The organism is Streptomyces echinoruber (assembly GCF_014651135.1).
In the GTDB taxonomy this organism is placed as follows: domain Bacteria; phylum Actinomycetota; class Actinomycetes; order Streptomycetales; family Streptomycetaceae; genus Streptomyces; species Streptomyces echinoruber.
Map to the genome: position 1 here is coordinate 20,815 of NZ_BMWH01000007.1, position 25,432 is coordinate 46,246.

At 73.0% G+C, this 25,432-nt stretch carries 23 protein-coding genes; 8 read left to right on the forward strand and 15 right to left on the reverse strand.

The window, feature by feature from the left end:
• Positions 1-258: 258 nt before the first annotated feature.
• The 4 genes from IE225_RS11755 (at position 259) to cseC (ending at position 3,681) form a co-directional block, all read left to right on the forward strand.
• Positions 259-798, forward strand: coding sequence for a SigE family RNA polymerase sigma factor (locus tag IE225_RS11755; protein ID WP_190057386.1), 540 nt, complete (start codon positions 259-261; stop codon positions 796-798).
• On the forward strand, positions 786-1,451 hold the full coding sequence (locus IE225_RS11760; RefSeq protein ID WP_190057387.1) for a hypothetical protein: 666 nt from the start codon (positions 786-788) through the stop codon (positions 1,449-1,451). The genes IE225_RS11755 and IE225_RS11760 overlap by 13 nt, the downstream gene beginning before the upstream one ends.
• A gap of 151 nt (positions 1,452-1,602) precedes the next feature.
• Positions 1,603-2,301, forward strand: coding sequence for a two-component system response regulator CseB (gene cseB, locus IE225_RS11765; protein WP_190057388.1), 699 nt, complete (start codon positions 1,603-1,605; stop codon positions 2,299-2,301).
• 24 nt (positions 2,302-2,325) lie between these two features.
• The gene (gene cseC, locus IE225_RS11770) at positions 2,326-3,681 is read left to right on the forward strand and encodes a two-component system sensor histidine kinase CseC (RefSeq protein WP_190057389.1); all 1,356 of its coding nucleotides are present in this window, start codon (positions 2,326-2,328) and stop codon (positions 3,679-3,681) included.
• A gap of 77 nt (positions 3,682-3,758) precedes the next feature.
• Here the strand turns inward: cseC and IE225_RS11775 are convergent, their stop codons facing one another.
• From IE225_RS11775 to IE225_RS11785, 3 genes are all read right to left on the reverse strand, one after another.
• Positions 3,759-4,205, reverse strand: a complete 447-nt coding sequence (locus tag IE225_RS11775; RefSeq protein WP_190057390.1) for a VOC family protein — start codon at positions 4,203-4,205, stop codon at positions 3,759-3,761.
• Positions 4,206-4,331: 126 nt separating this feature from the next.
• Positions 4,332-4,778, reverse strand: a complete 447-nt coding sequence (locus tag IE225_RS11780) for a helix-turn-helix transcriptional regulator (protein ID WP_190057391.1) — start codon at positions 4,776-4,778, stop codon at positions 4,332-4,334.
• A 183-nt stretch (positions 4,779-4,961) separates the two neighbouring features.
• Positions 4,962-6,566: an MDR family MFS transporter gene (locus IE225_RS11785; protein WP_190057392.1), complete on the reverse strand. Its 1,605-nt coding sequence runs from the start codon at positions 6,564-6,566 to the stop codon at positions 4,962-4,964.
• A 125-nt stretch (positions 6,567-6,691) separates the two neighbouring features.
• Between IE225_RS11785 and IE225_RS11790 the strand changes: the two genes are divergently transcribed.
• A complete protein-coding gene (locus tag IE225_RS11790; protein WP_190057393.1) occupies positions 6,692-7,291 on the forward strand; it encodes a TetR/AcrR family transcriptional regulator in 600 nt (199 codons plus the stop codon).
• A 10-nt stretch (positions 7,292-7,301) separates the two neighbouring features.
• On the opposite strand, the gene IE225_RS11795 is transcribed toward IE225_RS11790, so the two are convergent.
• Positions 7,302-8,102: a M23 family metallopeptidase gene (locus tag IE225_RS11795; RefSeq protein ID WP_190057394.1), complete on the reverse strand. Its 801-nt coding sequence runs from the start codon at positions 8,100-8,102 to the stop codon at positions 7,302-7,304.
• A gap of 367 nt (positions 8,103-8,469) precedes the next feature.
• On the opposite strand from IE225_RS11795, the gene IE225_RS11800 reads away from it, so the two are divergent.
• Positions 8,470-11,616 (forward strand): NACHT domain-containing protein, encoded by a 3,147-nt coding sequence (locus IE225_RS11800; protein ID WP_190057395.1) that lies wholly within the window; start codon positions 8,470-8,472, stop codon positions 11,614-11,616.
• Between the two features lie 120 nt (positions 11,617-11,736).
• Positions 11,737-12,405: an HAD family acid phosphatase gene (locus tag IE225_RS11805; protein ID WP_190057396.1), complete on the forward strand. Its 669-nt coding sequence runs from the start codon at positions 11,737-11,739 to the stop codon at positions 12,403-12,405.
• A 139-nt stretch (positions 12,406-12,544) separates the two neighbouring features.
• Here IE225_RS11805 and IE225_RS11810 read toward each other — a convergent pair whose 3' ends face one another.
• A complete protein-coding gene (locus IE225_RS11810; RefSeq protein WP_190057397.1) occupies positions 12,545-15,067 on the reverse strand; it encodes an ATP-dependent Clp protease ATP-binding subunit in 2,523 nt (840 codons plus the stop codon).
• 461 nt (positions 15,068-15,528) lie between these two features.
• Here IE225_RS11810 and IE225_RS11815 point away from each other — a divergent pair, with 461 nt between their 5' ends.
• Positions 15,529-16,377: an SCO3374 family protein gene (locus tag IE225_RS11815; protein ID WP_190057398.1), complete on the forward strand. Its 849-nt coding sequence runs from the start codon at positions 15,529-15,531 to the stop codon at positions 16,375-16,377.
• Here the strand turns inward: IE225_RS11815 and IE225_RS11820 are convergent.
• From IE225_RS11820 to IE225_RS11865, 10 genes are all read right to left on the reverse strand, one after another.
• Positions 16,356-16,691, reverse strand: coding sequence for a histone-like nucleoid-structuring protein Lsr2 (locus tag IE225_RS11820; protein WP_190057399.1), 336 nt, complete (start codon positions 16,689-16,691; stop codon positions 16,356-16,358). The genes IE225_RS11815 and IE225_RS11820 overlap by 22 nt on opposite strands.
• Positions 16,692-16,898: 207 nt before the next feature.
• On the reverse strand, positions 16,899-17,432 hold the full coding sequence (locus IE225_RS11825) for an amino-acid N-acetyltransferase (RefSeq protein ID WP_190057400.1): 534 nt from the start codon (positions 17,430-17,432) through the stop codon (positions 16,899-16,901).
• A gap of 9 nt (positions 17,433-17,441) precedes the next feature.
• The gene (locus tag IE225_RS11830; protein WP_190057401.1) at positions 17,442-17,924 is read right to left on the reverse strand and encodes a BlaI/MecI/CopY family transcriptional regulator; all 483 of its coding nucleotides are present in this window, start codon (positions 17,922-17,924) and stop codon (positions 17,442-17,444) included.
• A 111-nt stretch (positions 17,925-18,035) separates the two neighbouring features.
• A complete protein-coding gene (locus tag IE225_RS11835; protein ID WP_190057402.1) occupies positions 18,036-18,218 on the reverse strand; it encodes a hypothetical protein in 183 nt (60 codons plus the stop codon).
• Between the two features lie 59 nt (positions 18,219-18,277).
• On the reverse strand, positions 18,278-19,129 hold the full coding sequence (locus IE225_RS11840; RefSeq protein WP_190057533.1) for a hypothetical protein: 852 nt from the start codon (positions 19,127-19,129) through the stop codon (positions 18,278-18,280).
• Between the two features lie 330 nt (positions 19,130-19,459).
• On the reverse strand, positions 19,460-20,257 hold the full coding sequence (locus tag IE225_RS11845; RefSeq protein WP_190057403.1) for a type III pantothenate kinase: 798 nt from the start codon (positions 20,255-20,257) through the stop codon (positions 19,460-19,462).
• A gap of 17 nt (positions 20,258-20,274) precedes the next feature.
• On the reverse strand, positions 20,275-21,291 hold the full coding sequence (gene nadC / locus IE225_RS11850; protein ID WP_190057404.1) for a carboxylating nicotinate-nucleotide diphosphorylase: 1,017 nt from the start codon (positions 21,289-21,291) through the stop codon (positions 20,275-20,277).
• A gap of 5 nt (positions 21,292-21,296) precedes the next feature.
• Positions 21,297-23,033: an L-aspartate oxidase gene (locus IE225_RS11855; RefSeq protein WP_190057405.1), complete on the reverse strand. Its 1,737-nt coding sequence runs from the start codon at positions 23,031-23,033 to the stop codon at positions 21,297-21,299.
• Positions 23,030-24,022, reverse strand: coding sequence for a pantoate--beta-alanine ligase (gene panC / locus IE225_RS11860; protein ID WP_190057406.1), 993 nt, complete (start codon positions 24,020-24,022; stop codon positions 23,030-23,032). The genes IE225_RS11855 and panC overlap by 4 nt, the downstream gene beginning before the upstream one ends.
• Positions 24,023-24,281: 259 nt before the next feature.
• Positions 24,282-25,247: a Rossmann-like and DUF2520 domain-containing protein gene (locus IE225_RS11865; protein ID WP_190057407.1), complete on the reverse strand. Its 966-nt coding sequence runs from the start codon at positions 25,245-25,247 to the stop codon at positions 24,282-24,284.
• Positions 25,248-25,432: the final 185 nt, after the last annotated feature.

Here is a 25,432-nt window from a genome sequence, read left to right on the forward strand (position 1 = left end):
CGCCACCGGGCCGTACGCCACCGAACGAACCACCTCACAACCGCCCAATTCCGGGCGCCTCCTTACCCAGATCCGACGGCTGTTACACAACCGACGCACAGCCGAGTGACAGTCGCGGGCCGGCTCGGACAGCGCCGTGACACGCCCTCCGTAGTTTCTTCTCCGATCAGATGGATCCCGGCCGCTGCGGACGAGTGCGGCACCGGGAGGCCGGCGGCAGGAAGAGCCCGCCGGAACGGGGAATCGGAGGGGTTGACCATGGATCAGGGCGAGGTGCTCGAGTTCGAGGAGTACGTCCGCACCCGGCAGGACGCGCTGCTGCGCAGCGCGCGCCGGCTGGTGCCGGACCCGGTCGACGCCCAGGACCTCCTCCAGACCGCGCTGGCCCGCACCTACGGGCGCTGGGAGAACATCGCCGACAAGCAGCTCGCCGACGCCTACCTGCGCCGGGTCATGATCAACACCCGGACCGAGTGGTGGCGCGCCCGCAAGCTGGAGGAGGTGCCCACCGAGCAGCTCCCGGACGCCTGCGTGGAGGACGCCGCTGAACGGCACGCCGACCGGGCCCTGCTGATGGACGTGCTGAAGGTGCTCGCCCCCAAGCAGCGCAGTGTCGTGGTGCTGCGACACTGGGAGCAGATGTCCACCGAGGAGACGGCCGCGGCCCTCGGCATGTCGGCCGGAACGGTCAAGAGCACGCTGCACCGGGCGCTCGCCCGGCTCCGCGAGGAGCTGGAGGCGCGCGATCTGGACGCACGCGCGCTGGAGCGTGAGGAGCGGGAGCGTTGCGCGGCCTGACGTCCGCGGGGCCCCACCCCCGGGCCCGAGACACCGTCCGGGCGGGAATCACGGCGGCGGCTGTCCTGGCCGTCCTCGCCGCCCTCGCCCTCTCGGTCTCCGCGTGCGCCACCGGCGGCACCGGCGCCCGGGACGAGGGACCGGCCCACGCCGAGGCGGCCGGGGGCACCGGGGCGGCCTTCTCGCCCGCTCCGTCCGAGACCTTCCGGCGGGTGAACGCGGTCCAACTGGTCAGGCGGGACCCGCAGGTGTCGGCCGCCGTGAAGCGCGCCCTCAAGCCGTGCTCCGGCGACGAGTACCCCGTCGACGTCTCCTACGGCGACCTCACCGGCGGGCCCGCCGAGGACGTCGTCGTCAACGTCCTCACCTGCGGCGACGCGGTGGGCGTCGGGTCGTACGTGTACCGCCGCGAGAACGGCGCCTACCAGAATGTCTTCAAGAGCGAGGAGTCCCCGGTCTACGCCGAGATCGACCGGGGGGATCTGATGGTGACCAAGCAGGTGTACGAGAAGGGCGACCCGGTCTCGGACCCGTCGGGCGAGAACGTGATCACGTACCGGTGGGTCTCGGGGCGGTTCGTGCAGGAGGACTACCACCACACCGACTACAGCACCGTCGTCGGGGGCGACCCCTCCCCGGCGCCCGGGCACTGACCGGACACCGGGGAGGGGCGCGGACCGCGCGCCCTCACACCCCGCCTGCCCGGCCCGCCCGTCCGGCACACGGCACCGGACTCCGGCCCACCGCACGGGCACGACACGAGACCACGAGACCGCGAGACAGAGAGCAGAGAGCAGCACCGGGATGGCAGACCAGACCCACGTCCTGTTCGTCGAGGACGACGACGTCATCCGCGAGGCCACGCAACTCGCCCTGGAGCGGAACGGCTTCGTGGTCACCGCCGTGCCCGACGGGCTGTCGGGCCTGGAGGCGTTCCGGGCCGACCGCCCCGACATCGCGCTGCTGGACGTCATGGTGCCCGGCCTGGACGGCGTGAGCCTGTGCCGCAGCATCCGCGAGGAGTCCGTCGTGCCGGTGATCATGCTGTCGGCGCGCGCGGACGCCATCGACGTCGTGCTCGGTCTGGAGGCGGGCGCCGACGACTACGTCACCAAACCGTTCGACGGTGCCGTGCTGGTCGCCCGGATCCGGGCGGTGCTGCGCCGCTTCGTGCAGGCCGGCGCGGCGCGGGCGGACGCGGGCGGCCCCGGGACCGGCGGGGTGCTGACCTTCGGCGACCTGGAGGTCGACACCGAGGGCATGGAGGTGCGCCGGGCCGGGCGGCCGGTGGCGCTGACGCCGACGGAGATGCGGCTGCTGCTCGAGTTCTCCTCCGCGCCGGGCACCGTCCTCTCCCGCGACAAGCTCCTGGAACGGGTGTGGGACTACGGCTGGGGCGGGGACACGCGCGTGGTCGACGTCCATGTGCAGCGGCTGCGGCAGAAGATCGGCCAGGACCGCATCGAGACGGTCCGCGGCTTCGGCTACAAGCTGAAGGCCTGAGCGGGGCGGGGATTGGGCGACGGCATGCGGGGGATCGTACGGCGGCTGGTGCCGCGGCGGCTGGCGCGCGACGGCGTCCGCACCGGCCTGCGGTGGAAGCTCAGCGCGGCCATCGCCCTGGTCGGCGCGCTGGTGGCGGTCGCGCTGAGCCTGGTGGTGCACAACGCCGCCCGGGTGTCGATGCTGGACAACGCGCGTGACCTGGCCGTCGAACGGCTGCAGATCGCCCGGCGCAACTACGACCTGTACCGCCGGCCCAACTTCCCCGACGTCCGCGTCAACGACCCGCGCCTGCCGGCGCCGCTGCGCCGGAAGGTCGAGGACGGCCGCTGGGCGACGTACGTCGGCGACGACGGCCACGGTGTGCCGGACATCTGGGCGGCCGTGCCCGACAAGGACGGCAAGGTGCTGTCCCTGCACACCCGGCTGACCGACCGCAGCACCGGCATCCTGAAGGACCTCGACCAGGCCCTGGTCATCGGCTCCGTCGCGGCCGTGGTCGGCGGCAGCGCCCTCGGGGTGCTCATCGGCGGGCGGCTGTCGTCACGGCTGCGCCGGGCCGCGGAAGCCGCCCACCAGGTCGCCGGCGGCGAGTCGGAGGTGCGCGTGCGGGACGCCCTGGGCGGGATGTTCCGGGACGAGACCGACGACCTCGCGCGGGCCGTGGACGCGATGGCGGACGCGCTGCGGCAGCGGCTGGAGGCCGAGCGCCGGGTCACCGCGGACATCGCGCACGAGCTGCGCACCCCGGTGACCGGGCTGCTGACCGCCGCCGAACTGCTGCCGCCGGGCCGGCCCACCGAGCTGGTCCTGGACCGGGCGAAGGCGATGCGCACGCTGGTGGAGGACGTCCTGGAGGTCGCCCGCCTCGACGGCGCCTCGGAGCGGGCCGAGCTGCAGGACATCATGCTGGGCGAGTTCGTCGCCCGGCGGGTGGCCGCGAAGGACCCGGACGTCGAGGTGCGGGTGGTGCACGAGTCGATGGTGACGACCGACCCGCGCCGCCTGGAACGCGTGCTGTTCAACCTGCTCGCCAACGCCGTCCGGCACGGCAGGCCGCCGATCGAGGTCACCGTCGAGGGCCGGGTGATCCGCGTGCGCGACCACGGCCCCGGCTTCCCCGAGGACCTGCTCGCCGAGGGCCCGAGCCGCTTCCGCACCGGCAGCCGGGACCGCTCCGGACAGGGCCACGGCCTGGGCCTGACCATCGCCGCCGGCCAGGCCCGCGTCCTGGGCGCCCGCCTCACCTTCCGCAACGTCCGCCCCGCCGGCGCCCCGCCCCACGTCCCGGCCGAGGGCGCGGTCGCCGTCCTCTGGCTGCCCGAACACGCCCCGACCAACACCGGCAGCTACCCCGTGCTGCCGGCGCCGGGCCGGTGACAGCTCCGGGCCGGTGACAGCTCCGGGCCGGTGACGGCGCCGGTTCCCGACGGCGGGACGCCGGGGCCGCGCCGCTGTCAGCAGGCCCACTCCTTCGACAGGTCCAGGCCGCCCTCGCGGGGCTGGACGAAGGAGAACCAGTTGCCGGAGTCGTCGCGCAGCACGGCCTCCGTGCCGTAGGGCCGCTCCTGGGGCTCCTGCAGGAACTCCACGCCGCGGCCCTTCAGCTTCTCGTAGTCGCCGTGGATGTCGTCCGTGGTCAGCGCGCCCGCGCCGAGGACGCCCTTGGCGACGAGCGTGCGGACCATCTCGGCGGACTCGGGGTCCATCGCGGGCGGGCCGGGCACCATCAGCGTCAGCTCGACGTCGGGCTGGCCCGGGGCGCCCACGGTCAGCCAGCGCATGCCGCCCTCGCCCATGGTCAGGTCGGTGCGGACCTCCAGGCCCAGCTTCTCGGTGTAGAACTCCTTGGCGCGGTCCTGGTCGAGGACCCAGACGGTGGAGATGGCGAGTCCCTTGATCATGGCGTGCTCCTCCGAGTGCGGTGATGGGCGGATGCGGTGACGGGCGGGTGCGGTGACGGCTGTTCACGGTGCCGGTCTTCACGGTGCCGGTCCCGCCCTGCCCCGCCACCGTAGGCAGCCGGGCCGTCACCCCGCTTCTCGGGAATTGCGCCGTTGCGCGCCCTGGTCCGGCCGGCCCGGAGCGGTGCGGAAGCCGCCGGCCCACAGCATCGCGTAGCAGCCCGGTATCAGCGCGGCGCCGCGGCCCACGTGCTTTTTGCGGTACTCGGTGGGGGTCAGCCCGGTCCACTCCTTGAAGCGGGTGCAGAACGTGCCCAGGCTGCTGAAACCGACCAGGTGGCAGATCTCCGTCACCGTCAGGTCGGCGGTGCGCAGCAGGTCCTGCGCCCGCTCGATGCGGCGGTGCGTCAGGTACTGGCCGGGCGTCTCGCCGTACGCCTCCTTGAAGGCGCGCAGGAAGTGGTAGCGCGAGTACCCGGCGTGGGCCGCCACCACCGCCAGGTCGAGCTCCGGGTCGGACCATTCCCGGTCCATGACGTCCTTGGCCAGCCGAAGCTGCCGCAACCTGTCCATGCGCCGATGGTGGCACCCACCACTGACAACGGCCCGCCGCGCGGGCGGCGGCCGCGCGGCGGGCGGGCCGTGCACGAACGGGGCCCGTGCACGGACGGCCCGCGCGCGGCGGACGGCCCCGTACACGGCGGAAAACCCCCGGGGCGGACACCGACCGGGGGCTTTCGCTCGTCGCGCGGAGGGTCAGACCGCGTCGACCACGGGCGTCCTCGGCTCGGCGGCGGAGTCCGCCTGGGCGTCCGGTGCGTCCTTGCCCGCCTTGGGGCCGGCGCCGCGCAGCGGCACCTCCTTCACGAACAGGGCCGCCACCAGCACGACCACCGCGATCACGGAGCCCAGCAGGAAGGCCGCGTGGGTTCCGGAGGACACGGCGTGCTGGTAGGCCTCCCGGGCCGCGGCCGGCAGCTTGGCGAGGCTGGCGGCGTCGAGCTGCGCCGACTTCTCGGTGATCTTCGAGCCCAGCGCGCCGGCCCGCTCGGCCATGACGTCCTGGACGCGGTGGTTGAACAGCGCGCCCATGATCGACACGCCGAAGGACGAGCCGAGCGTGCGGAAGAGGGTGGTGGAGGAGGACGCGACGCCCATGTCCTTCATCTCCACGCTGTTCTGCGCCACCAGCATGGTGATCTGCATCAGGCAGCCCATGCCGAGGCCGAGGACGGCCATGTACAGGCCGGAGGTCAGCCGCGAGGTGCCGGTGTCCATGGTCGACAGCAGGAACATTCCGACGATCATGAGGGCGCCGCCCGCGATCGGGAACGCCTTGTAGCGCCCGGTGCCGGTGGTGATCCGGCCGGCGATCATCGACGTCACCAGCATCGCGCCCAGCATCGGCAGGAGCAGCAGCCCGGAGTTGGTCGCGGACGCGCCCTGCACCGCCTGCTGGTACAGCGGCAGGAAGAGAACGGCGCCGAACATCACGAATCCGGTGATGAAGCCGATGAGCGACATCAGCGAGAAGTTGCGGCTGCGGAAGATGTGCAGCGGCACGACCGGTTCGGCGGCCCGGGTCTGCCAGAACACGAACCCGACCAGCGCGGCCACGCCGATCCCGATGAGCTCCATGATCCGCGCGGACGTCCAGGCGTACTCGGTGCCGCCCCAGCTGGTCATCAGCACGATCGAGGTGATGCCGACGGTCAGCAGCACCACGCCGAGGTAGTCGATGCCCGCCTCGGCCCGCTTCTTCGGCAGGTGCAGCACCGCGCTGATCAGCAGCAGTGCGACGGCGCCGAGCGGCAGGTTGATGTAGAAGGCCCAGCGCCAGCCCCAGTTGTCGGTGATGGTGCCGCCGACCAGCGGCCCGCCGATCATCGCCAGCGCCATCACCGCGGCCATCATGCCCTGGTACTTGCCGCGCTCCCGCGGCGGCACCAGATCACCGATGATCGCCATGACGCCGACCATCAGACCGCCCGCGCCCAGGCCCTGGATCGCGCGGAAGCCGATCAGTTCGCCCATGTTCTGGGACATGCCGCTGAGCGCCGAGCCGATCAGGAACAGCACGATGGACGACATGAACGCGCCCTTGCGCCCGTACATGTCGCCGAGCTTGCCCCAGATCGGGGTCGAGGCCGCGGTGGCGAGGGTGTAGGCGGTGACCACCCAGGACAGGTGCTCCAGTCCGCCCAGGTCACCGACGATCGTCGGCATCGCCGTACCCACGATCATGTTGTCCAGCATCGCGAGCATCATCGCGATCATCAGTGCGAGCAGGACGACCCGCACGCTGCGGGGTTTCCCGCCGGAGTCCGTCGCTATCGCCGCTTGTTGTGCCGTGTCCGCCATCGTTTCCAGTTCCCCCTGGTTCGACTACTTACTTGCCGCCCGGCTAGTTGACTACACTCAAGGAAGGTAGACCCGGAACTAGCCGGGCGTCAAGTAAGTTTCCGGGGAGCGCGAGGAGCATCGGGATGGGCGGCACGACGGACGGCACCAGGCGGCAGCAGCGCCGCGGCGACACGCGCCAGCGCATCCAGGACGTGGCGCTCGACCTCTTCGCCGAGCAGGGCTACGAGAAGACCTCGCTGCGCGAGATCGCCGAGCACCTCGGCGTCACCAAGGCCGCTCTCTACTACCACTTCAAGACGAAGGAAGAGATCATCGTCAGCCTCTTCGAGGACCTGACGAAGCCGATCCAGGAGCTGATCGAGTGGGGCAAGGGCCAGCCCCACAGCCTGGAGACGAAGCAGGAGATCATCCGCCGCTACAGCGAGGCGCTGCGCGACGCGGCCCCGCTGTTCCGCTTCATGCAGGAGAACCAGGCGACCGTACGGGAGCTGCGCATCGGCGAGCTGTTCAAGAACCGCATGATCGAGATGCGGGACATCATCGTCGATCCCGACGCCGACCTGGTCGACCAGGTCCGCTGCATCAGCGCCATGTTCACGCTGCACGCCGGGATGTTCGTCCTGCAGGACGTCAAGGCCGACCCCGAGGAGAAGCGCAGGGCCGTCCTCGAGGTCGCCACCGACCTGGTCCGGCAGGCGCACGCGGGTACGCGCCCCGCCTGACCCGGTCGCGTCAGACGGTCACGCCCCTGGCGCGCAGGAAGGCGACCGGGTCGACCGCCGAGCCGTAGTCGGGCGTCCTGCGGATCTCGAAGTGCAGGTGCGGGCCGGTGGAGTTGCCGGTGTCGCCGGACCGGGCGATGTGCTGACCGGTGGTCACCACCTGGCCGATCCGCACGTCGATCCGGGACAGGTGGGCGTACTGCGAGTACGTCCCGTCGGCATGCCGGATCACGACGGCGTTGCCGTACGCGGGCCCGTCGCCGGCCCCGTTCGGCCCCGCCTTGACGACGGTCCCACCGTGCGCGGCCACCACGTCCGTGCCGATCGGGACGGCGAAGTCCTGCCCGCTGTGCCGGGCGTGCCAGTGGCTGCCGGCCTGGTTGAAGCGCGCGGAGAGCCGGTACGTCTTCACCGGGTCGATCCAGGAGGCGGCCCTCCTGGCGGCGGCGGCCTTCCTGGCCTTGGCGGCGGCCTTCTTCACAGCGGCGGCCTTCCTGGCGGCTGCGGCCTTCTTGGCGGCGGCCGCGACCTCGGCCTGCCGGGCGGCCTTCGTGGCCTGGGCCGCTTTCGCCGCCTTCGCCGCCTGGGCGGCCTGGGCCGCCTTGGCCTGCGCCACGGCCTGCGCCCGCACGGCGCCGGCGGTGCTCTCCGTCCCGGGCACCGCGGTGACGCCGACGGCGACCGCGACCCCGGCCCCCAGCGCCACCGACGCCCCCAGCCCCGCGGCCATCACGGCCGCACGGGTGCGGATCGGGAACGTACGGAACGGGCGGGCGGTACGGAAGCTGCGGAGCGTGACGCGCTGGAACATGCGAAACCTCGGGGACGGGGACGAAGAAACCCCACCCGGGACACGCGGGGCGTCCGCCGGGTGGGCCATCCTTTGGTACCCCGGAGGTACAGAAACCCCAAAAACGACCATCTACGACGGAAATTAGTTGATCGCGACGAAGGTCGCCGAATCACCCGCTCGATTCCCCGCCGACCGCGCCGTTCCCGCGCCGTTCCCGCGCCACCCGGCCCACTATTCCGCCTAGTAACGGACATTTCGCCTGTGTGGCATATCACCGGTGCCCGCGACGGGAGGACCCGGACATGTGACCGGGGCTACGCTGATCAACGCGCCCGTGCGCGGTGCCGTACCGACCCGCCGTCAGGACCGAGGAGCCCCCGACGACATGGAACCGGCGACCCTAGGCGTCAAGCTGGCGTCCAGCACCGTCACCCCGCTCGTCAGGAAGCTCTTCGTCTCCGAGGGCCCCGGCGCCGGTCTCGTCGACCGACCCGTGCGGATCTCGGGCTTCGTCTCCTTCCGGGGCGAGAAACGCACCCTGGAGCGGCCGGATCTGGACAGGCTCGCCGCCGAACTGGTCCGCCAGGCCCTGAAGTCCGGCGAGCGCCCGGTCTGCGCCGACGAGGAGCCGTCCGTCGTGCACGCCCTCGCCGACACCCTGCACGCCCTGGGCGACCTCACCATGACCGACGTGCAGGCGGTGGAGCTGGGCCACGAGGCCCTCGCCGCCCGGCTCCGCGCGGCCGCCGGCCACCCGGAGCGGCACCTGTCCCGCGACGCGGGCCTGTTTTATGAGCAACTGCTCGCCACGGCCTGCCTGCACATCCTGCACTTCTTCACCCAGCGCTCCACCTTCGTGGCCCGCACCCTGGTCGAGCAGTCCCGGCGGCAGCGCGAACTCGTGGCCAAGGTCGACGCGTTGATCGCCCGCATCCCGCCGGCGGGCGGCCGCGACACCGAGTTCGAGCAGCGTTACCTGTCGTACGTCCGCACCCGGCACGGCCGGTTGACCATCTACGGCATCGACCTGCACAACTCCCCCGACCGCTGGCCCCTGGACACCGCCTACCTGAGCCTGCAGGCCCTGGGCCCCGACGACGACCACGCCACCGGGCCCGACGGGTTCGCCGTCGCCTCCACCGCCTCGCCGGTCCCCGCCGAACAGGCCCTGGCCGAACACGACCGGGTGCTGCTGCGCGGGGTGGCCGGCTCCGGCAAGACCACCCTGGTGCAGTGGCTCGCGGTGACCGCGGCCCGCGGCGAGCGCGGCGACCGCGTCCCGTTCGTCCTCCCGCTGCGCACGCTGGCCCGCCGCCCCGACGGCCTGCCCGCGCCCGACGCCTTCCTGGCCGCCGTACGCGTCCCGTTCCACGCCGTCCAGCCGGAGGGCTGGGCGGACCGGGTGCTCGGCGCCGGGCGGGGCCTGCTGCTGGTGGACGGCGTCGACGAGATCCCCGAGCGGGACCGGGAGCGCACCCGGCGCTGGCTGCGCGACCTGCTCGACGTCTACCCCGGCAACCGGTGGCTGGTCACCTCCCGCCCCTCCGCCGTACGGGAGGACTGGCTGACCGCGGACGGCTTCACGGAGCTGGCGCTGTTGCCCATGAGCCGGGACGAGGTGGCGGCGTTCGTCGCCCGCTGGCACGCCGCCGCCCGCGCCGACGCCGCCGAGGCCGACGCGGAACGCCTCGACGCCTACGAGCGCGGTCTCCTCCAGGCCCTGCGCATCCGCCCGGACCTCGGCCGCCTGGCCACCAATCCGCTGATGTGCGCGCTGATCTGCGCCCTGCACCGGGACCGGCACGGCTACCTCCCGGACGGCAGGCAGGAGTTGTACGACGCCGCCCTGTCGATGCTGCTGGTGCGGCGCGACGAGGAACGGGACATGTTCCCGCGTCAGGGCCCGGGGGAGGATCCCGGCGCCGGCGTCCGCCTCGGCGAACTGCCGCAGATCCAGCTGCTGCAGCGGCTCGCGTACTGGCTGATCCGCAACAACCAGTCGGAGATGGACCGCGAACGCGCCGAGCGCATCGTCGCCGACGTCCTGCCGTCCCTGCCCGCGGCCGCCGCCCAGGGCGATGCCCGGGCGGTCCTCGGCCACCTGCTGGTCCGCAGCGGCCTGCTGCGCGAACCCGCCCCCGGGACTGTGGAGTTCGTCCACCGCACCTTCCAGGACTACCTGGGCGCCAAGGCGGCGGTGGAGGACGGCGACTTCGGCCTGCTGGTGCGCAACGCCGCGGACGAGCAGTGGGCGGACGTGCTCCGGATGGCCGTCGCCCACGCCCGGCCGCGCGAACGCGCCGCCCTGCTCACCGAGTTGACCGAGTCGGCCCGCCGTCTGGAGGGCCCCGCGGCCACCCGGGTGAGGCTGCTGGCCCTGGCCTGTCTGGAGCACGCCACGCAGCTCGACCCGGCCGTGCGGGCCGCCGTCGAGCAGGACGCCGCCGCCCTCGTCCCGCCCCGGACGACCGAGGAGGCCCGCGCCCTGGCCTCCGCCGGCCCGCTCGTGCTGGAGCTGCTCCCCGGGCCCGAGGGGCTCGACGACGACCAGGCCCGCGCCGTCGTCGTCACCGCGTCCCTCGTCGGCACCGACGCGGCCCTGCCGGTGCTCGCCCGCTTCCGCTCCCACCCGTCGCTGGAGGTGCGCGCCCAACTGACCTGGACCTGGCACCGGTTCCCGGCCCGGCGCTACGGCCGGGAGGTCGTCGCCCACCTGCGCCCGGACGAGCTGTTCTTCAGCGTCCACTCGGCCGAGCACCTGCGTGTCCTGCGCGAGCTGGGCGGCCGGCCCGCGCTCCAACTCGTCGGGGACATCCCGCCGGCCGCGCTCCGCGAGGGGATCGACCCCGAGGTGACGACCCGGCTGCACGTGCGGGACAACCACGCGCTGACCGAGGTGACCTGCCTGACCCACCTGCGCCTCGACTACCTCGACCTCAACAACTGCCCGCACGTCGACGACCTCGCGCCCCTCGCCGGCCTGCCGCTGGGCTGGCTGTCCCTGCAGCGCCTGCCCGGTCTCGAGCGGCCGGGGGCCCTGCACGCCCTGTCCGGCTCGGCCACCCTGCGCGCACTCGACGTCGGCGTGCTGCTGGACGCGGAGTCACTCGACGCCGCCCTGCCCCGGGACGTGGCCCTGCGCTACCTGCGCCTCACCAAGCACGCCCTGGTGCGCACCGGCCTGCGCGGTCTGCACCGGCTCGTCTCGCTGCGGCAGTTGAGCCTCGCCTCGCTGATCCGGCGGCTCGGCCCCGAGGACTACGAGGAGGTCGCCCGGCTCCCCGGGCTGACGGATCTGCGGATCGACTGGGCGGCGACCGGGGGCTGGGCCGGACCGCCGCTGCCGAACGTCACGAGTCTGCGCCTGAACAGGCTGACCGGCGAGGAGGACCTCTCGCGGCTCGGGTCCCTCTTCCCCCGCCTCGGCACGCTCACGGTGGTCCCCGCCCCGGAGGTCGCCGAGCTGCCGGACCACCTCCTGGCCCACCTCCCCGTCCCGCCCGCCGTCGTGCGCCTCCACCGGGTGGTGTGACGCACGTCTCTGTACACCTACCGTCCGGTAACCCTACGGTTCCCGTCGCGCCACCCTCACCACCGATCATGCCCATGACACTCACAGAGGTGTACGTACGGACGTGAGAGGACCCCGCCCATGCCCCGACGACCCCGCCGGACGCGCCGCGTCACCCTGACCGCCGTCTTTGTGGCCGCGCTGGCCACGCTGGCCGCCCCCACCGCCGCCCAGGCCGCGACGACGGCCGCGTCGGCCACCACCGCCACTACCGCCACCGCGCCGGCCACCACCACCGCCACCGCGACGGCCGCCGCCGTCGACTACGCCACCTGGCAGAGGGACTGCCAGGCCGTGATGGACCAGGCCCTGCCCTACCTGAAGGAGCGGATCGCCGCCGCCAGGCCCGGCGAGAAGCAGGCCGTCGTCTTCGACATCGACAACACCACCCTGGAGACCGACTTCGGCTTCAGCTACCCGCAGTCCGCCAACAAGCCCGTCCTCGACGTCGCCGAGTACGCCCAGGACCACGGCGTCTCCCTGTTCTTCGTCACCGCGCGCCCGGGCATCCTCTCCGCCCCCACCGAGTACAACCTGAAGCATGTCGGCTACCGGGTCTCCGGGCTGTACGTGCGCGGCTTCGCCGACCTGTTCAAGGACGTCGCCGCCTACAAGACCGCCCAGCGCGCCGCCATCGAGGCGAAGGGCTACACGATCATCGCCAACATCGGCAACAACACCTCCGACCTGACCGGCGGGCATGCGGAGAAGACGTTCAAACTGCCCGACTACGACGGGCAGCTTTCCTGAACGGCCGGGCCGCCCCCCCGAGTCTCCTGAAACGAGCCTCCTGGAAAGGGAAAAGGGGCCGCCCCGGAACCGAAGTCCCGGAGCGGCCCCTTTCCCGGTGCCGCGCGGCGTCACCCCCGGAGGGTCACCCCCGGTGAGGTCACGCGTCCTTGCTCAGGTTGGGCCCGCCACCGGCCGCCTGCTCGATCGGCGGGACGTCCGGCAGGGCGGCCTTCTCCTCACCGCGGAAGGTGAAGGTCTTGGCCTCGCCCTCGCCCTCGGTGTCCACGACCACGATGTGGCCGGGGCGCAGCTCGCCGAAGAGGATCTTCTCGGAGAGGGAGTCCTCGATCTCGCGCTGGATGGTGCGGCGCAGCGGCCGCGCACCGAGCACGGGGTCGTAGCCCTTCTGCGCGAGCAGCTCCTTGGCGGACTGGGAGAGCTCGATGCCCATGTCCCGGTCCTTCAGGCGCTCGTCCACCTTGCTGATCATCAGGTCGACGATCCGCAGGATGTCCTCCTGCGTCAGCTGCGGGAAGACCACCACGTCGTCGACGCGGTTGAGGAACTCGGGCCGGAAGTGCTGCTTGAGCTCGTCCGACACCTTGTTCTTCATGCGCTCGTAGTTGGTCTTCGTGTCACCCGAGGCCGCGAAGCCCAGGTTGAAGCCCTTGGAGATGTCCCGGGTGCCGAGGTTGGTCGTCATGATGATGACCGTGTTCTTGAAGTCCACGACCCGGCCCTGGGAGTCGGTCAGGCGACCGTCCTCCAGGATCTGCAGCAGCGAGTTGAAGATGTCCGGGTGGGCCTTCTCGACCTCGTCGAAGAGGACCACGGAGAACGGCTTGCGGCGGACCTTCTCGGTCAGCTGGCCGCCCTCCTCGTAGCCCACGTAGCCGGGGGGCGAACCGAACAGCCGCGAGACCGTGTGCTTCTCGCTGAACTCCGACATGTCGAGGGAGATCAGCGCGTCCTCGTCGCCGAAGAGGAACTCCGCCAGCGCCTTGGACAGCTCGGTCTTACCGACACCGGACGGGCCGGCGAAGATGAACGAGCCACCCGGACGCTTCGGGTCCTTCAGACCGGCACGCGTACGGCGGATCGCCTTCGACAGCGCCTTGACGGCGTCGTCCTGGCCGATGACCCGCTTGTGGAGCTCCTCCTCCATGCGCAGCAGGCGGGAGGACTCCTCCTCGGTGAGCTTGAAGACCGGGATGCCCGTGGCGGTGGCCAGCACCTCGGCGATCAGGTCGCCGTCGACCTCGGCGACGACGTCCATGTCGCCGGCCTTCCACTCCTTCTCCCGCTTGGCCTTCGCCGCCAGCAGCTGCTTCTCCTTGTCGCGGAGGGCGGCCGCCTTCTCGAAGTCCTGGGAGTCGATCGCGGACTCCTTGTCGCGGCGCACGGCCGCGATCTTCTCGTCGAACTCGCGCAGGTCCGGCGGAGCGGTCATCCGGCGGATCCGCATACGGGAACCGGCCTCGTCGATGAGGTCGATCGCCTTGTCCGGCAGGAAGCGGTCGGAGATGTACCGGTCGGCCAGCGTGGCGGCCTGCACCAGCGCCTCGTCGGTGATGGAGACGCGGTGGTGGGCCTCGTAGCGGTCGCGCAGGCCCTTGAGGATCTCGATGGTGTGCGGCAGGGACGGCTCGGCGACCTGGATGGGCTGGAAGCGGCGCTCCAGGGCCGCGTCCTTCTCCAGGTGCTTGCGGTACTCGTCCAGGGTGGTCGCGCCGATCGTCTGGAGCTCGCCGCGGGCCAGCATCGGCTTGAGGATGCTCGCCGCGTCGATGGCGCCCTCGGCGGCACCCGCACCGACCAGCGTGTGCAGCTCGTCGATGAACAGGATGATGTCGCCGCGGGTGCGGATCTCCTTCAGGACCTTCTTCAGGCGCTCCTCGAAGTCACCGCGGTAACGGGAGCCGGCGACCAGCGCGCCGAGGTCCAGCGTGTACAGGTGCTTGTCCTTGAGGGTCTCGGGCACCTCGCCCTTGACGATGGCCTGCGCCAGGCCCTCGACGACCGCCGTCTTGCCGACGCCGGGCTCGCCGATGAGGACCGGGTTGTTCTTGGTCCGCCGGGACAGGACCTGCATGACCCGCTCGATCTCCTTCTCGCGCCCGATGACCGGGTCGAGCTTGGATTCGCGGGCGGCCTGGGTGAGGTTCCGGCCGAACTGGTCGAGCACCAGGGACGTGGAGGGCGTGCCCTCGGCAGGCCCGCCGGCCGCGGCGGTCTCCTTGCCCTGGTAACCGGAGAGCAGCTGGATGACCTGCTGCCGCACCCGGTTGAGGTCTGCGCCCAGCTTGACCAGGACCTGGGCGGCGACGCCCTCGCCTTCGCGGATCAGGCCGAGCAGGATGTGCTCCGTGCCGATGTAGTTGTGGCCCAGCTGAAGGGCCTCGCGGAGCGACAGCTCCAGGACCTTCTTGGCACGGGGGGTGAAGGGGATGTGCCCGGACGGGGCCTGCTGGCCCTGCCCGATGATCTCCTCCACCTGCTGGCGGACCGCCTCGAGCGAAATCCCGAGGCTCTCCAGGGCCTTAGCGGCGACACCCTCACCCTCGTGGATCAGACCCAGGAGGATGTGCTCGGTGCCGATGTAGTTGTGGTTGAGCATCCGGGCTTCTTCCTGAGCCAGGACGACAACCCGCCGCGCGCGGTCGGTGAACCTCTCGAACATCGTTAATCGCTCCTCAGAGCGGTCAGGCAGTAAGGGGGCTGTCCCCTCCCTGTCCTTCCGCAGCTTAGTCCCGCAAGCGGGGACCGCTCATTCCAACTGCCGACACCGTCCGGATCACCTCCGCTGCCGCGGAGACAGAGTGGCTGCCTCCTGACCCCGAACGCCGACACTTGCTCCAACCCGATGGTGCGAGACGATGTTCCCGCAGGCCAGGCAGATACCCCAGTCGCCAGTACGCCCATGGCGAACGGAATCCTCTCCGACCCGCGCGTCGCCCCCTCCCACTAGGGATGTCTTACCCGTACGGACTGACAGTCCATGCGGCGCGCACCGGTTCCCTCCGCTACGGGCGAACAACCTTGCGCCCTCCCCCGCCCCCGCGCATCCCCGATTTCGTGATGGAGAGCGCACACCCACGCACTCCGCGTAACCCGCACGGCTCCGCGCCGGTTGCACCGGTCATGGTCGGCACGGCGCCCACGGTCCCCCTCCCCCGCCGCCCGCAGGACCCGGGCGGCGGGCCGCACGCGCGGCTGCGGGACTGGTACGAGAACGGCCTGGGCTGGGTCACGGTGCCCGGCACGCCCGTCCGCCTCGCCGTCGGTCTCCGCTTCGACGTCCTGGACGCCCCCGCCGAGGCCGGCCGCGCCGCCCTGCGCCACCTGCGCCCCGACTCCCCGGTGGCCCTGCACGGGGACCGGGTGCGGCTCCTGGTCGCCCCGGGGAGCGCCGAGGAGCTTCCCGGCGTGCTGGAGTGGCTGGAGTGGGGCGCCCTGGCCCGGGACCTGGTGGCGCTGGGCGAGGGAACGACCATCGAGGCGCCGTGGCCGCAGCGGGCCGAGGCGCCGTGGCCGCGGCGGGACGGGGAGCGGGAGCCGGGGTGGTGCGAGGCGCCCGGGCCGGAGCCCTGCGACGCGTCCGTCCCGGGGCCGTGCGAGGCGCCCGGGCCGCAGGGCCGGCGGCCCGGGCGGGTGAGGGAGTCGCCCGGGGCGTGCGCGGAGCCGCCCGGGGCGGTGCCGGGTGTGCCCGGGTTCACGGCGCTCTCCGTGTGGAACGGGGCCCTCCGTCTTCCCGGGCAGCGGGAACACGCGCGGCCGCTTCCCCTGAGCCGCGCTGGTGGGCCGGGGGCCGCCGTGTGGATGCGGCCCCCGCAGCCGGGGTGCGAGGTCGGGGCCTCGCTGCCGACGCTGTCGGCGGTGGGACGCGCCGACGGCGCCCCCGATCTCGTACGTGTCGTGGACACGATGGCGACGTGGTGCCACCGTCTCCGGCTGCGACGCGCCCGCGCTCAGGCGTTGGCCTTCTCGTAGGCCTCGCGGATGGAGGCGGGCACGCGCCCGCGGTCGTTGACCTCGTAGCCGTTCGCCTTCGCCCAGGCGCGGATCGCCGCGGTGTCCTGGCCGCCGCCGGAGGCGGCGCGGGCCTTTCCGCGCCCGCCCGAGGTGCGGCCTCCGGTACGACGACCGTGCTTCACATACGGCTCGAGAAGGCTGCGCAGCTTGTCCGCATTCTCGGTGGTGAGATCGATCTCGTACGTCTTGCCGTCCAGTGCGAACGTCACGGTCTCGTCCGCCTCGCCACCGTCGAGGTCGTCGACAAGAAGGACCTGAACCTTCTGTGCCACCGGATTTCCTTTCATCGATAACGTGAGGGCCGGGGGTCGCCGGCGTCCGCCGTTTCACCGGCCCCTGTTATATGCAGTACTGCAGTACATCGGAAAGCAAACCGCTTTTGCCGGAAAAACACAAACCCCTGGGAGAGACTCCGGGGGCACACCCGCCCGGAAATATGTGCGTTTCGGACATAGGGAACCGCACTGAGCGGTCGAAGATCACAGATGCAGAAGCATCCGGCTGTTGCCCAAGGTGTTCGGTTTCACTCGTTCGAGGCCCAGGAACTCCGCGACGCCCTCGTCATAGGAACGGAGGAGCTCCGCGTAGACATCGCTGTCGACGGGCGTCTCGCCGATCTCGACGAAGCCGTGCTTCCCGAAGAACTCCACTTCGAAGGTGAGGCAGAATACGCGGCGCACGCCGAGCCAGCGTGCGGTCTGCAGCAACTTCTCCAGCAACTGATGGCCCACCCCGGCGCCCTTGAGGCCGGGCAGGACGGCCAGCGTGCGGACTTCGGCCAGGTCTTCCCACATCACGTGCAGGGCGCCGCAGCCGACCACCTCGGCGTTGTCGTCCCGTTCTGCGACCCAGAACTCCTGGATGTCCTCGTAAAGGGTCACCGTCGCTTTGTCGAGCAGGATGCCCTTGCGCACGTACATGTCGACGAGCCGGCGCACGGCCGGGACATCGCCGGTCCGGGCGCGCCGGACGGTGATGGCTTTTGCGGTGACTTCGGGGCGCTCAGCTGGCATGTCCGGACGTTATCGCCCGGCGCGCTCCGGAGCCGAGCCGGGGTTGCCATCGCTCTGGGCGTTCTCTCCGTCGCTCTCCGGGTTCCGCGTGTTCCCGCTCCTGTTCCCGCTCTGCGGCTTCTCGTCCTCGGCTCCGCCCGTTTCCGGACCTTGAACGATGCGGATGGCGTCCCGCAGTGCCCGGCGCTGCTCGTCGCTCATCATCCCGAAGAAGGCGACGAGAGCGGCGGCGGGGTTGTCGCTCTGCGCCCACGCGTCGTTCATCAGCGCGGCGGCATAGGCGGCACGCGTGGAGACGGCCTCGTAGCGATAGGCGCGTCCTTCCTCCTCGCGGCGCACCCAGCCCTTCTGATGGAGATTGTCGAGAACGGTCATCACCGTGGTGTACGCGATGGACCGTTCCTGCTGCAGATCTTCCAGGACTTCCCGAACGGTCACCGGGCGGTTCCACTTCCACACCCGCGTCATGACCGCGTCTTCGAGTTCTCCCAAGGGGCGAGGCACACCTCAGAACAATAGTGGGAGATCCCCCCAAGAGCGTGCCGAAAGCCGCTCAATGTGACAAATGGGGCAAAAGGGGCGATGTGCGACGGCTCAGGCGTCTCAGGCGTCGGTGTGCGGGGCGCCGGCCCGGTGGGCGCCCTCCGCGCGCGCGAGCGCGGCGTCGACGGCGGCGTCCTCCTTGGCCTTGTTGGCCCCGCCCTGGGTCTTCACGATCACACGGATCAGCCCGATGAAGAACGCGGCCATCACGACCGGGGGCACGAGCGCGGAGACGTAGTCCATGTCTCCAGGGTAGCCACGGGGACGGCGGGGAGCCGGGCGGCCCCCCGCCGGGTCGTGCCTCAGACCGCCGCCAGCCGCTGGGGCGGGTCGGCGGGCGGCGCGGCGGGCTTGCGGCGCGGGAAGACCTCGCCGGGGGTGGGGACGGGGCGGCGGGCCGGCCTGGGTGCGGCGGGGGCCTGGTCGGGCTTGGCCGGAGCCGGGCGCCGGCCGGGCTGCTCCTCGGGCTTGCCCACCGGGTCCTTGTCCCTGTCCTTGCCCTTGTCCCTGTCCCTGTCGTCCTTGTTCCTGTCCCTGTCGTCCTTGTTCCTGTCCTTGTCCTGGCCGGACTCGTCCGCGCGGGGACCGGCAGGGGCGGCGCACCCGGACGCGGACGCGCCCGCCGGTGCGGCGGGGCCCTGCGCGGCGTCCGACAGGCCGCCGCGCAGGGCGAGGAGGCGCGTGCGGGAGGCGGGGACCGTGGCGGCTCCGGCCGCCGGAAGTGCCGAGGCCGCCGGGGCCGCCGGAATCGCCGGGGCCGCCTCGGGGGCCGGGCGCGGCGCCGTACGGGCCAGGCGGGCGCGGACGTCCCGCTCGGCGAGGGCCTGGCAGCGGTCGAGCAGGGCGGCCGCCCGGCCGTTGCCGCGCAGGGCGCGCAGCGCGGCGAGGTCGTCGGGACGCGCGCGGTAGCCGGCGCCCAGCGCCTCCTCCAGGACCGTGAGATAGCCGACGACGGTGCCGGGCAGGGCGGCACGGTACCGGGCGACGTCGGCCACGAGGAAGGCGCGCAGCCGGGCGCCCTCGCGCATCGCCTCGTCGAGGGACTCGGCCAGGCGCAGACAGGCCCGGACGTCCTGCGCCGAGGCGGGGGCGGGGTGGAGGGCGAGGGCGAGAGCACGGCGGAGCACACGCAGCTCCTCCGGCGCGAACGCCATGCCGCCGCGGGATCCGTATGGCGTGGGCATGAGCCGACGGTACGCGCCAACCGGACAAACGAGATCGAAATGGGCGCGCGTGGCGCGGGAGCCACCCGGGTGGGGCAGCAGGACGCCCGCCGCCCGCGCCCCCGCCCGTGTCCCGGCCGGTCGGGGGCACCCGGCCGCGAGGGCTCCCGCTCCGGACCGCGCGCGGCGCGAGACGCGCGGCGCGAAGCGCGAGACGCGCGGCGCGAAGCGCGAGGGCTCCGGCACCGTCCCGCGGTGCCTGGTGCCGGACCCGCGCAGCCCCGCAGCCCCTCCGTACTCCCCCGCTCCGCCCTTCCGCTCCTAAAGCCGCGACACGTTCCGCTCGTACACCAGCCGCAGCCCGATCAGCGTCAGCCACGGCTCGTGCTCGTCGATCACCGACGACTCGCCCAGCACCATCGGCGCGAGCCCGCCCGTGGCGATCACGGTCACGTCGTCGGGGTCGTCCGCCAGCTCCCGGGCCATGCGGGTGACGACGCCGTCGACCTGGCCGGCGAAGCCGTAGACGATGCCGGCCTGCATGGCCTCGACCGTGTTCTTGCCGATGACGCTGCGCGGCCGGGCGACCTCGATCTTGCGGAGCTGGGCGGCCTTGACGCCCAGGGCCTCGACGGAGATCTCGATGCCGGGGGCGATGACCCCGCCGACGTACTCGCCGCGCGCGCTGACCGCGTCGAACGTCGTCGCCGTACCGAAGTCCACGACGATCGCGGGACCGCCGTAGAGCTCGTTGGCGGCGACGGCGTTGATGATGCGGTCGGCGCCGACCTCCTTGGGGTTGTCGAAGAGGATCGGGACGCCGGTCTTGACGCCGGGCTCCACCAGGACGGCGGGCACGTCGCCGTAGTAGCGGCGGGTGACCTCGCGCAGCTCGTGCAGGACGGAGGGGACGGTGGCGCAGATGGCGATGCCGTCGATGCCGTCGCCGAGCTCGTCGCCGAGCAGCGGGTGCATGCCCATCAGGCCCTGCATCAGAACGGCGAGTTCGTCGGCGGTGCGGCGCGCGTCGGTGGAGATGCGCCAGTGCTCGACGATGTCCTCGCCGTCGAAGAGGCCGAGGACGGTGTGGGTGTTGCCTACGTCGATCGTCAGCAGCATGGCCGGTCCCCGCTTCCCTACTCCGCCTGCCCGGCGGGCTCGGCCGCGCGCAGGTCCAGGCCGATGTCGAGGATCGGCGAGGAGTGGGTGAGGGCACCCACGGCCAGGTAGTCGACGCCGGTCTCGGCGTACGCGCGCGCGTTGTCCAGGGTCAGCCGGCCGGACGCCTCCAGCTTGGCGCGGCCGCCGGCCATCGCGACGGCCTCGGCGCACTCGGCGGGCGTGAAGTTGTCCAGCAGGATCAGGTCGGCGCCGGCGTCGACCACCTCGCGCAGCTGCTGCAGGGTGTCCACCTCGACCTCGATCGGCACCTCGGGGAAGGCTTCGCGCACGGCCTTGAACGCCTGGGCGACGCCGCCGGCGGCGACCACGTGGTTGTCCTTGACCAGGGCCGCGTCGGACAGCGACATGCGGTGGTTGAGGCCGCCGCCGCAGCGCACCGCGAACTTCTCCAGCGCGCGCAGGCCCGGGGTGGTCTTGCGGGTGTCGCGGACCCTGGCCCCGGTGCCCTCCAGAACGTCCGCCCAGGCGCGCGTGGCGGTGGCGATGCCGGACAGGCGGCACAGCAGGTTCAGGGCGCTGCGCTCGGCGGTGAGCAGGTCGCGGGTGCGGGTGGTGACCGACAGCAGCTTCTGGCCGGGCTCGACGCGGTCGCCGTCGTCGACGTGCCGCTCGACCTCGAACTCGTCGCTGCACACCACCGAGATCACCGCCTCGGCGACCCGCAGGCCGGCCACCACGCCGGCCTGGCGGGCGACGAAGTCGCCGGTGGCGACGGCGTCCTCGGGGATGGTCGCCACCGTGGTGACGTCCACGCCGTGGTCCAGGTCCTCCTGGATGGCGAGGTGGGCGACGTCCTCGACCTCCAGGGGGTCGAGTCCGGCGTCGGCCAGGAGCCGGGCGAGCGCGGGGTCCAGGCCGCACTCGTCGGCGTACTCGGCGTACTCGTCGGGGCCCTCGCCGTTGTCCGCGCCGCAGGCGCAGCCGTCGCCGCAGCCTCCGGTCGAGGCGAGGGGGAGGTCGGTGTTGCTCACGTCGGTCACTGCTCCTGGGGACGGTGGGGCGCGGGAGACGCCTGGGGACGGGTCGGGGGGAAGTCTGCTGTGTCGGTGGTCCGCACGGCCAGGGTGCGGTCCGGGTTGAGCCGTACGACGATGTGGCGGCGCCAGGCCGTGTCGTCCCGCTCGGGGCGGTCCTCGCGCCAGTGGCAGCCGCGGGTCTCCTCGCGCAGCCGGGCGGCGGCGACCAGGACGCGGGCCACGCACAGCAGGTTGGTGGCCTCCCAGGTGTCGACACCGGGCTCGGCCGTCTTGCCGTGCACGTCGAGGGCGTCGCGCGCCTCGGTGTGCAGCCGTTCGAGCTGGTCGGCGGCCTTCTGCAGGGACTCGGCCGAGCGGAGCACGCCGGCGCCCTCGGTCATGATCCGCTGGATGGCGAAGCGGGCCTCGGGGGCGAGCAGGGGGTGGGCGGGCTTCGCCGGCTGCGGGACGGGCTCGGGCACCCGCGCGGGCAGACCGCCCCCGGCACGGCCGGCCGCGATGTCGGCGGCGATGCGCTCGGCGTACACCAGGCCCTCCAGGAGGGAGTTGGAGGCGAGGCGGTTGGCGCCGTGCACGCCGGTGCAGGCGACCTCGCCGCACGCGTACAGGCCGGGGACGGTGGTGCGGCCGCGGGAGTCGGTGCGCACGCCGCCGGAGGCGTAGTGGGCGGCCGGGGCGACCGGGATGGGCTCGGTGACCGGGTCGATGCCGTGGGCGCGGCAGGCGGCCAGGATGGTCGGGAAGCGGTGCTGCCACATCTCGGCGCCGAAGTGGCGGGCGTCGAGGAACATGTGCTCGGCGTCCTGCTCCCGCATGCGGCGCATGATGCCCTTGGCGACGATGTCCCGGGGCGCCAGCTCGGCCAGCTCGTGCCGGCCGACCATGAAGCGCACGCCGCCGGCGTCGACCAGGTGGGCGCCCTCGCCGCGCACCGCCTCGGAGACCAGGGGCTGCTGGCCCTCGGCGTCCGGGCCGAGGAACAGCACCGTCGGGTGGAACTGCACGAACTCCAGGTCGGAGACCTCCGCGCCGGCCCGCAGCGCCAGGGCCACGCCGTCGCCGGTGGACACCGCCGGGTTGGTGGTGGCCGAGTAGACCTGCCCCATGCCGCCCGTGGCCAGCACGACGGCGGGGGCGTGCACGGCGCCCACGCCGTCGTGCTGGCCCTCGCCCATGACGTGCAGGGTGACGCCGGCGGTGCGGCCCTCGGCGTCGGTGAGCAGGTCCAGCACGAGCGCGTTCTCGACGGTGCGCACCCCGCGTGCGCGCACGGCCGCCACCAGCGCGCGGGAGATCTCGGCGCCGGTGGCGTCGCCGCCCGCGTGGGCGATGCGGCGGCGGTGGTGGCCGCCCTCGCGGGTGAGCTGGATGCCGCCCGCCTCGTCGGTGTCGAACCGGGCGCCGGTGGAGATCAGCCGCCGTACGGCGTCGGGGCCCTCGGTGACGAGGATGCGCACGGCCTCCTCGTCGCACAGCCCGGCGCCCGCGACGAGGGTGTCCCGCAGGTGCTGTGCGGGGGTGTCGCCCTCGCCGAGGGCGGCGGCGATGCCGCCCTGGGCCCAGCGGGTGGAGCCGTCGTCGAGGCGGGCCTTGGTGACGACGACGGTGTCCAGGCCGGCGGCCTGGCAGCGCAGGGCGGCGGTCAGGCCGGCCACGCCGGAGCCGACGACCACCACGTCCGCCGGGATCGACCACCCGGGGGCGGGCGCGTGCAGTCGTATGCCTGTGCTGGTCACGAGGCGGCTCCGAAGGTGAGGGGGATGTTGTCGATCAGCCGGGTCGTGCCGACCCGGGCCGCGACGGCGAGGACGGCCTCGCCGGTGAAGTCGTCGGGCACGTCGGTGAAGTCGGACGGGTCGACGAGGGCGAGGTAGTCCAGGCGCAGAGGCGGATCGAGGCGGGCGGCCTCGTCCAGCACGTGGCGGGCGGCGGCCAGCACGGCCTTGGGGCCGCTCGGCGCCGCTTTGGCCACGGCCTCAGCGTCGGCGGCCGCGCGGGCCTCGCCCAGGGCGCTCAGCGCCTCGGCGCGCGCGTGCGTGGAGGGCACCTCGCGGGCCCGCGCGCGCAGCGCCTCCTGCGCCACGTGCCGGTCCCGGCCGGCGAACAGGGCGCGGGAGAGGGCGAGCGCGGTGCGCCGCTCCTGCGGGGCGAGGTAGCGGTTGCGGCTGGAGAGGGCCAGCCCGTCCTCCTCGCGCACGGTGGGGACGGCGACGATCTCGACGGGGAAGTTCAGGTCGCGCACCATGCGGCGGATCAGGGCGAGCTGCTGGGCGTCCTTCTGGCCGTAGAGGGCCACGTCCGGGGCGGTGAGGTGGAGCAGCTTGGCGACGACGGTGAGCATGCCGTCGAAGTGTCCGGGCCGGAAGGCGCCCTCCAGGCGCTCCCCCATGGGTCCGGCGCTGATCCGGACCTGGGGTTCGCCGCCGGGGTAGACCTCCTCCACGGAAGGGGCGAACACGACGTCGGCGCCCGCCTGTTCGGCGAGCTTGACGTCGGCCTCCAGGGTGCGCGGGTAACGGTCGAGGTCCTCCCCCTGCCCGAACTGCAGCGGATTGACGAAGACGGTGACGACGACCTCGCCGTCGCGGCCGACGGTCTCGCGCGCGGTGCGGATCAGGGTGGCGTGGCCCTCGTGCAGAGCGCCCATGGTCATCACGACGGCGCGGCGGCCCACGCGTGCGCGGGCACGCAGCTCGTCGGCGGTGCGCAGCAGGGCTGTGGTCATCGCAGGTCTCCGTTCTCGGGCGCGCCCGCACGCGGACGGCCCTCGGGGGCGGTGGGGGACGCGGCGCGGGCGGCGCCGGGCGCGTGCGGCGGGCGTCCGGTCGTACGGGGCCGGGCGGTCGCGCGGGGCCGGCCGGTCGCGCATGGCCGTACGGCCGTACGGGGCCGTCCCGTCGTACGGAGCCGTCCCGTCGTACGGGGCCCGCGCGCGGGCCGGGAAACGGGCCGCAGGGCGCCGCCGCTGGGGAAACCGGCCCGGGTCACGGCGTGTTCCCCGGGGTGCCCTCGGGCCCGGCCGCGCCGCCCGTGCCGTGCGCGCCGCCCGTGCCGTCGGCGAGGACCTCCAGCAGGTTCTCGGCCAGCTCGGGCTTGAGCAGGCCGTGGGCGAGGGCGCGGTCGGCGGTGGCGCGGGCCATCGCCAGGTAGCCGGCGACGGTCTGCGGGGAGTGCCGGCGCAACTCGGCGACGTGCGCGGCGACGGTGCCGGCGTCCCCGCGCGCGACGGGGCCGGTCAGGGCGGCGTCGCCGGAGCGCAGCGCGTTGTCGAGGGCGGCGCCGAGCAGCGGGCCGAGCATCCGGTCGGGAGCCCCGACACCGGCCGTGCGCAGCAGCTCCATGGCCTGGGCGACCAGCGTCACCAGGTGGTTGGCGCCCAGGGCGAGGGCCGCGTGGTACAGCGGGCGCATCTCCTCGGCGATCCACTCCGGCTCGCCGCCCATCTCGATGACCAGGGCCTCGGCGGCCAGCCGCAGTTCCTCGGGGGCGGTGACGCCGAACGGGCAGCCGGCGAGCCGCTGCACGTCGACGGGGGTGCCGGTGAAGGTCATCGCCGGGTGCAGCGCGAGCGGCAGCGCGCCCGCGCGCCGGGCCGGGTCCAGCACGCGCGTGCCGTAGCGCCCGGAGGTGTGCACGAGCAGCTGCCCCGGCCGCACCGCCCGGGTGGCGGCCAGGCCCTCGACCAGGCCGGGCAGCGCGTCGTCGGGGACGGTCAGCAGCACCAGCTCGGCCCGCTCCAGGACCTCGGCGGGCGGGACCAGGGGCACGTCGGGCAGCAGTTGCGCGGCGCGGCGCCGGGAGGCGTCGGAGACCCCGGAGACGGCCACCGGGCGGTGCCCGGCGAGTTGGAGGGACGCGGCCAGCGCGGGACCCACGCGTCCGGCGCCCACGACGCCGACGGTGAGCCGCGCGGGGCGGTCCCTGGGGTCTGCCTGCTGGAATGTACTCACGCGACGGCGGCCTTCCCGTTCCAGTCCGCTCGGGGTACCGGACGATTTCTCGTCATGTTAACGCGATCGGTTCGAAGGGTGTTCGGCCGTCCACGGACCGTGGGCCTTCGTGACGCTCCGCCGCCGCGCGCGGGCCGGGCGGAAACACGGAAAACACGGGAAACACGGGTGACCGCGAGCGGCCG

Excerpts from the sequence above, each read along its gene's own strand:
- IE225_RS11755 (WP_190057386.1), top strand. The coding sequence starts at position 259 with ATGGATCAGGGCGAGGTGCTCGAGTTCGAGGAGTACGTCCGCACCCGG.
- cseB (WP_190057388.1), top strand. The coding sequence starts at position 1,603 with ATGGCAGACCAGACCCACGTCCTGTTCGTCGAGGACGACGACGTCATC.
- cseC (WP_190057389.1), top strand. The coding sequence starts at position 2,326 with ATGCGGGGGATCGTACGGCGGCTGGTGCCGCGGCGGCTGGCGCGCGAC.
- IE225_RS11775 (WP_190057390.1), bottom strand. The coding sequence starts at position 4,205 with ATGATCAAGGGACTCGCCATCTCCACCGTCTGGGTCCTCGACCAGGAC.
- IE225_RS11780 (WP_190057391.1), bottom strand. The coding sequence starts at position 4,778 with ATGGACAGGTTGCGGCAGCTTCGGCTGGCCAAGGACGTCATGGACCGG.
- IE225_RS11785 (WP_190057392.1), bottom strand. The coding sequence starts at position 6,566 with ATGGCGGACACGGCACAACAAGCGGCGATAGCGACGGACTCCGGCGGG.
- IE225_RS11790 (WP_190057393.1), top strand. The coding sequence starts at position 6,692 with ATGGGCGGCACGACGGACGGCACCAGGCGGCAGCAGCGCCGCGGCGAC.
- IE225_RS11795 (WP_190057394.1), bottom strand. The coding sequence starts at position 8,102 with ATGTTCCAGCGCGTCACGCTCCGCAGCTTCCGTACCGCCCGCCCGTTC.
- IE225_RS11800 (WP_190057395.1), top strand. The coding sequence starts at position 8,470 with ATGGAACCGGCGACCCTAGGCGTCAAGCTGGCGTCCAGCACCGTCACC.
- IE225_RS11805 (WP_190057396.1), top strand. The coding sequence starts at position 11,737 with ATGCCCCGACGACCCCGCCGGACGCGCCGCGTCACCCTGACCGCCGTC.
- IE225_RS11810 (WP_190057397.1), bottom strand. The coding sequence starts at position 15,067 with ATGTTCGAGAGGTTCACCGACCGCGCGCGGCGGGTTGTCGTCCTGGCT.
- IE225_RS11815 (WP_190057398.1), top strand. The coding sequence starts at position 15,529 with ATGGTCGGCACGGCGCCCACGGTCCCCCTCCCCCGCCGCCCGCAGGAC.
- IE225_RS11825 (WP_190057400.1), bottom strand. The coding sequence starts at position 17,432 with ATGCCAGCTGAGCGCCCCGAAGTCACCGCAAAAGCCATCACCGTCCGG.
- IE225_RS11835 (WP_190057402.1), bottom strand. The coding sequence starts at position 18,218 with ATGGACTACGTCTCCGCGCTCGTGCCCCCGGTCGTGATGGCCGCGTTC.
- IE225_RS11840 (WP_190057533.1), bottom strand. The coding sequence starts at position 19,129 with ATGGCGTTCGCGCCGGAGGAGCTGCGTGTGCTCCGCCGTGCTCTCGCC.
- IE225_RS11845 (WP_190057403.1), bottom strand. The coding sequence starts at position 20,257 with ATGCTGCTGACGATCGACGTAGGCAACACCCACACCGTCCTCGGCCTC.
- panC (WP_190057406.1), bottom strand. The coding sequence starts at position 24,022 with ATGACCACAGCCCTGCTGCGCACCGCCGACGAGCTGCGTGCCCGCGCA.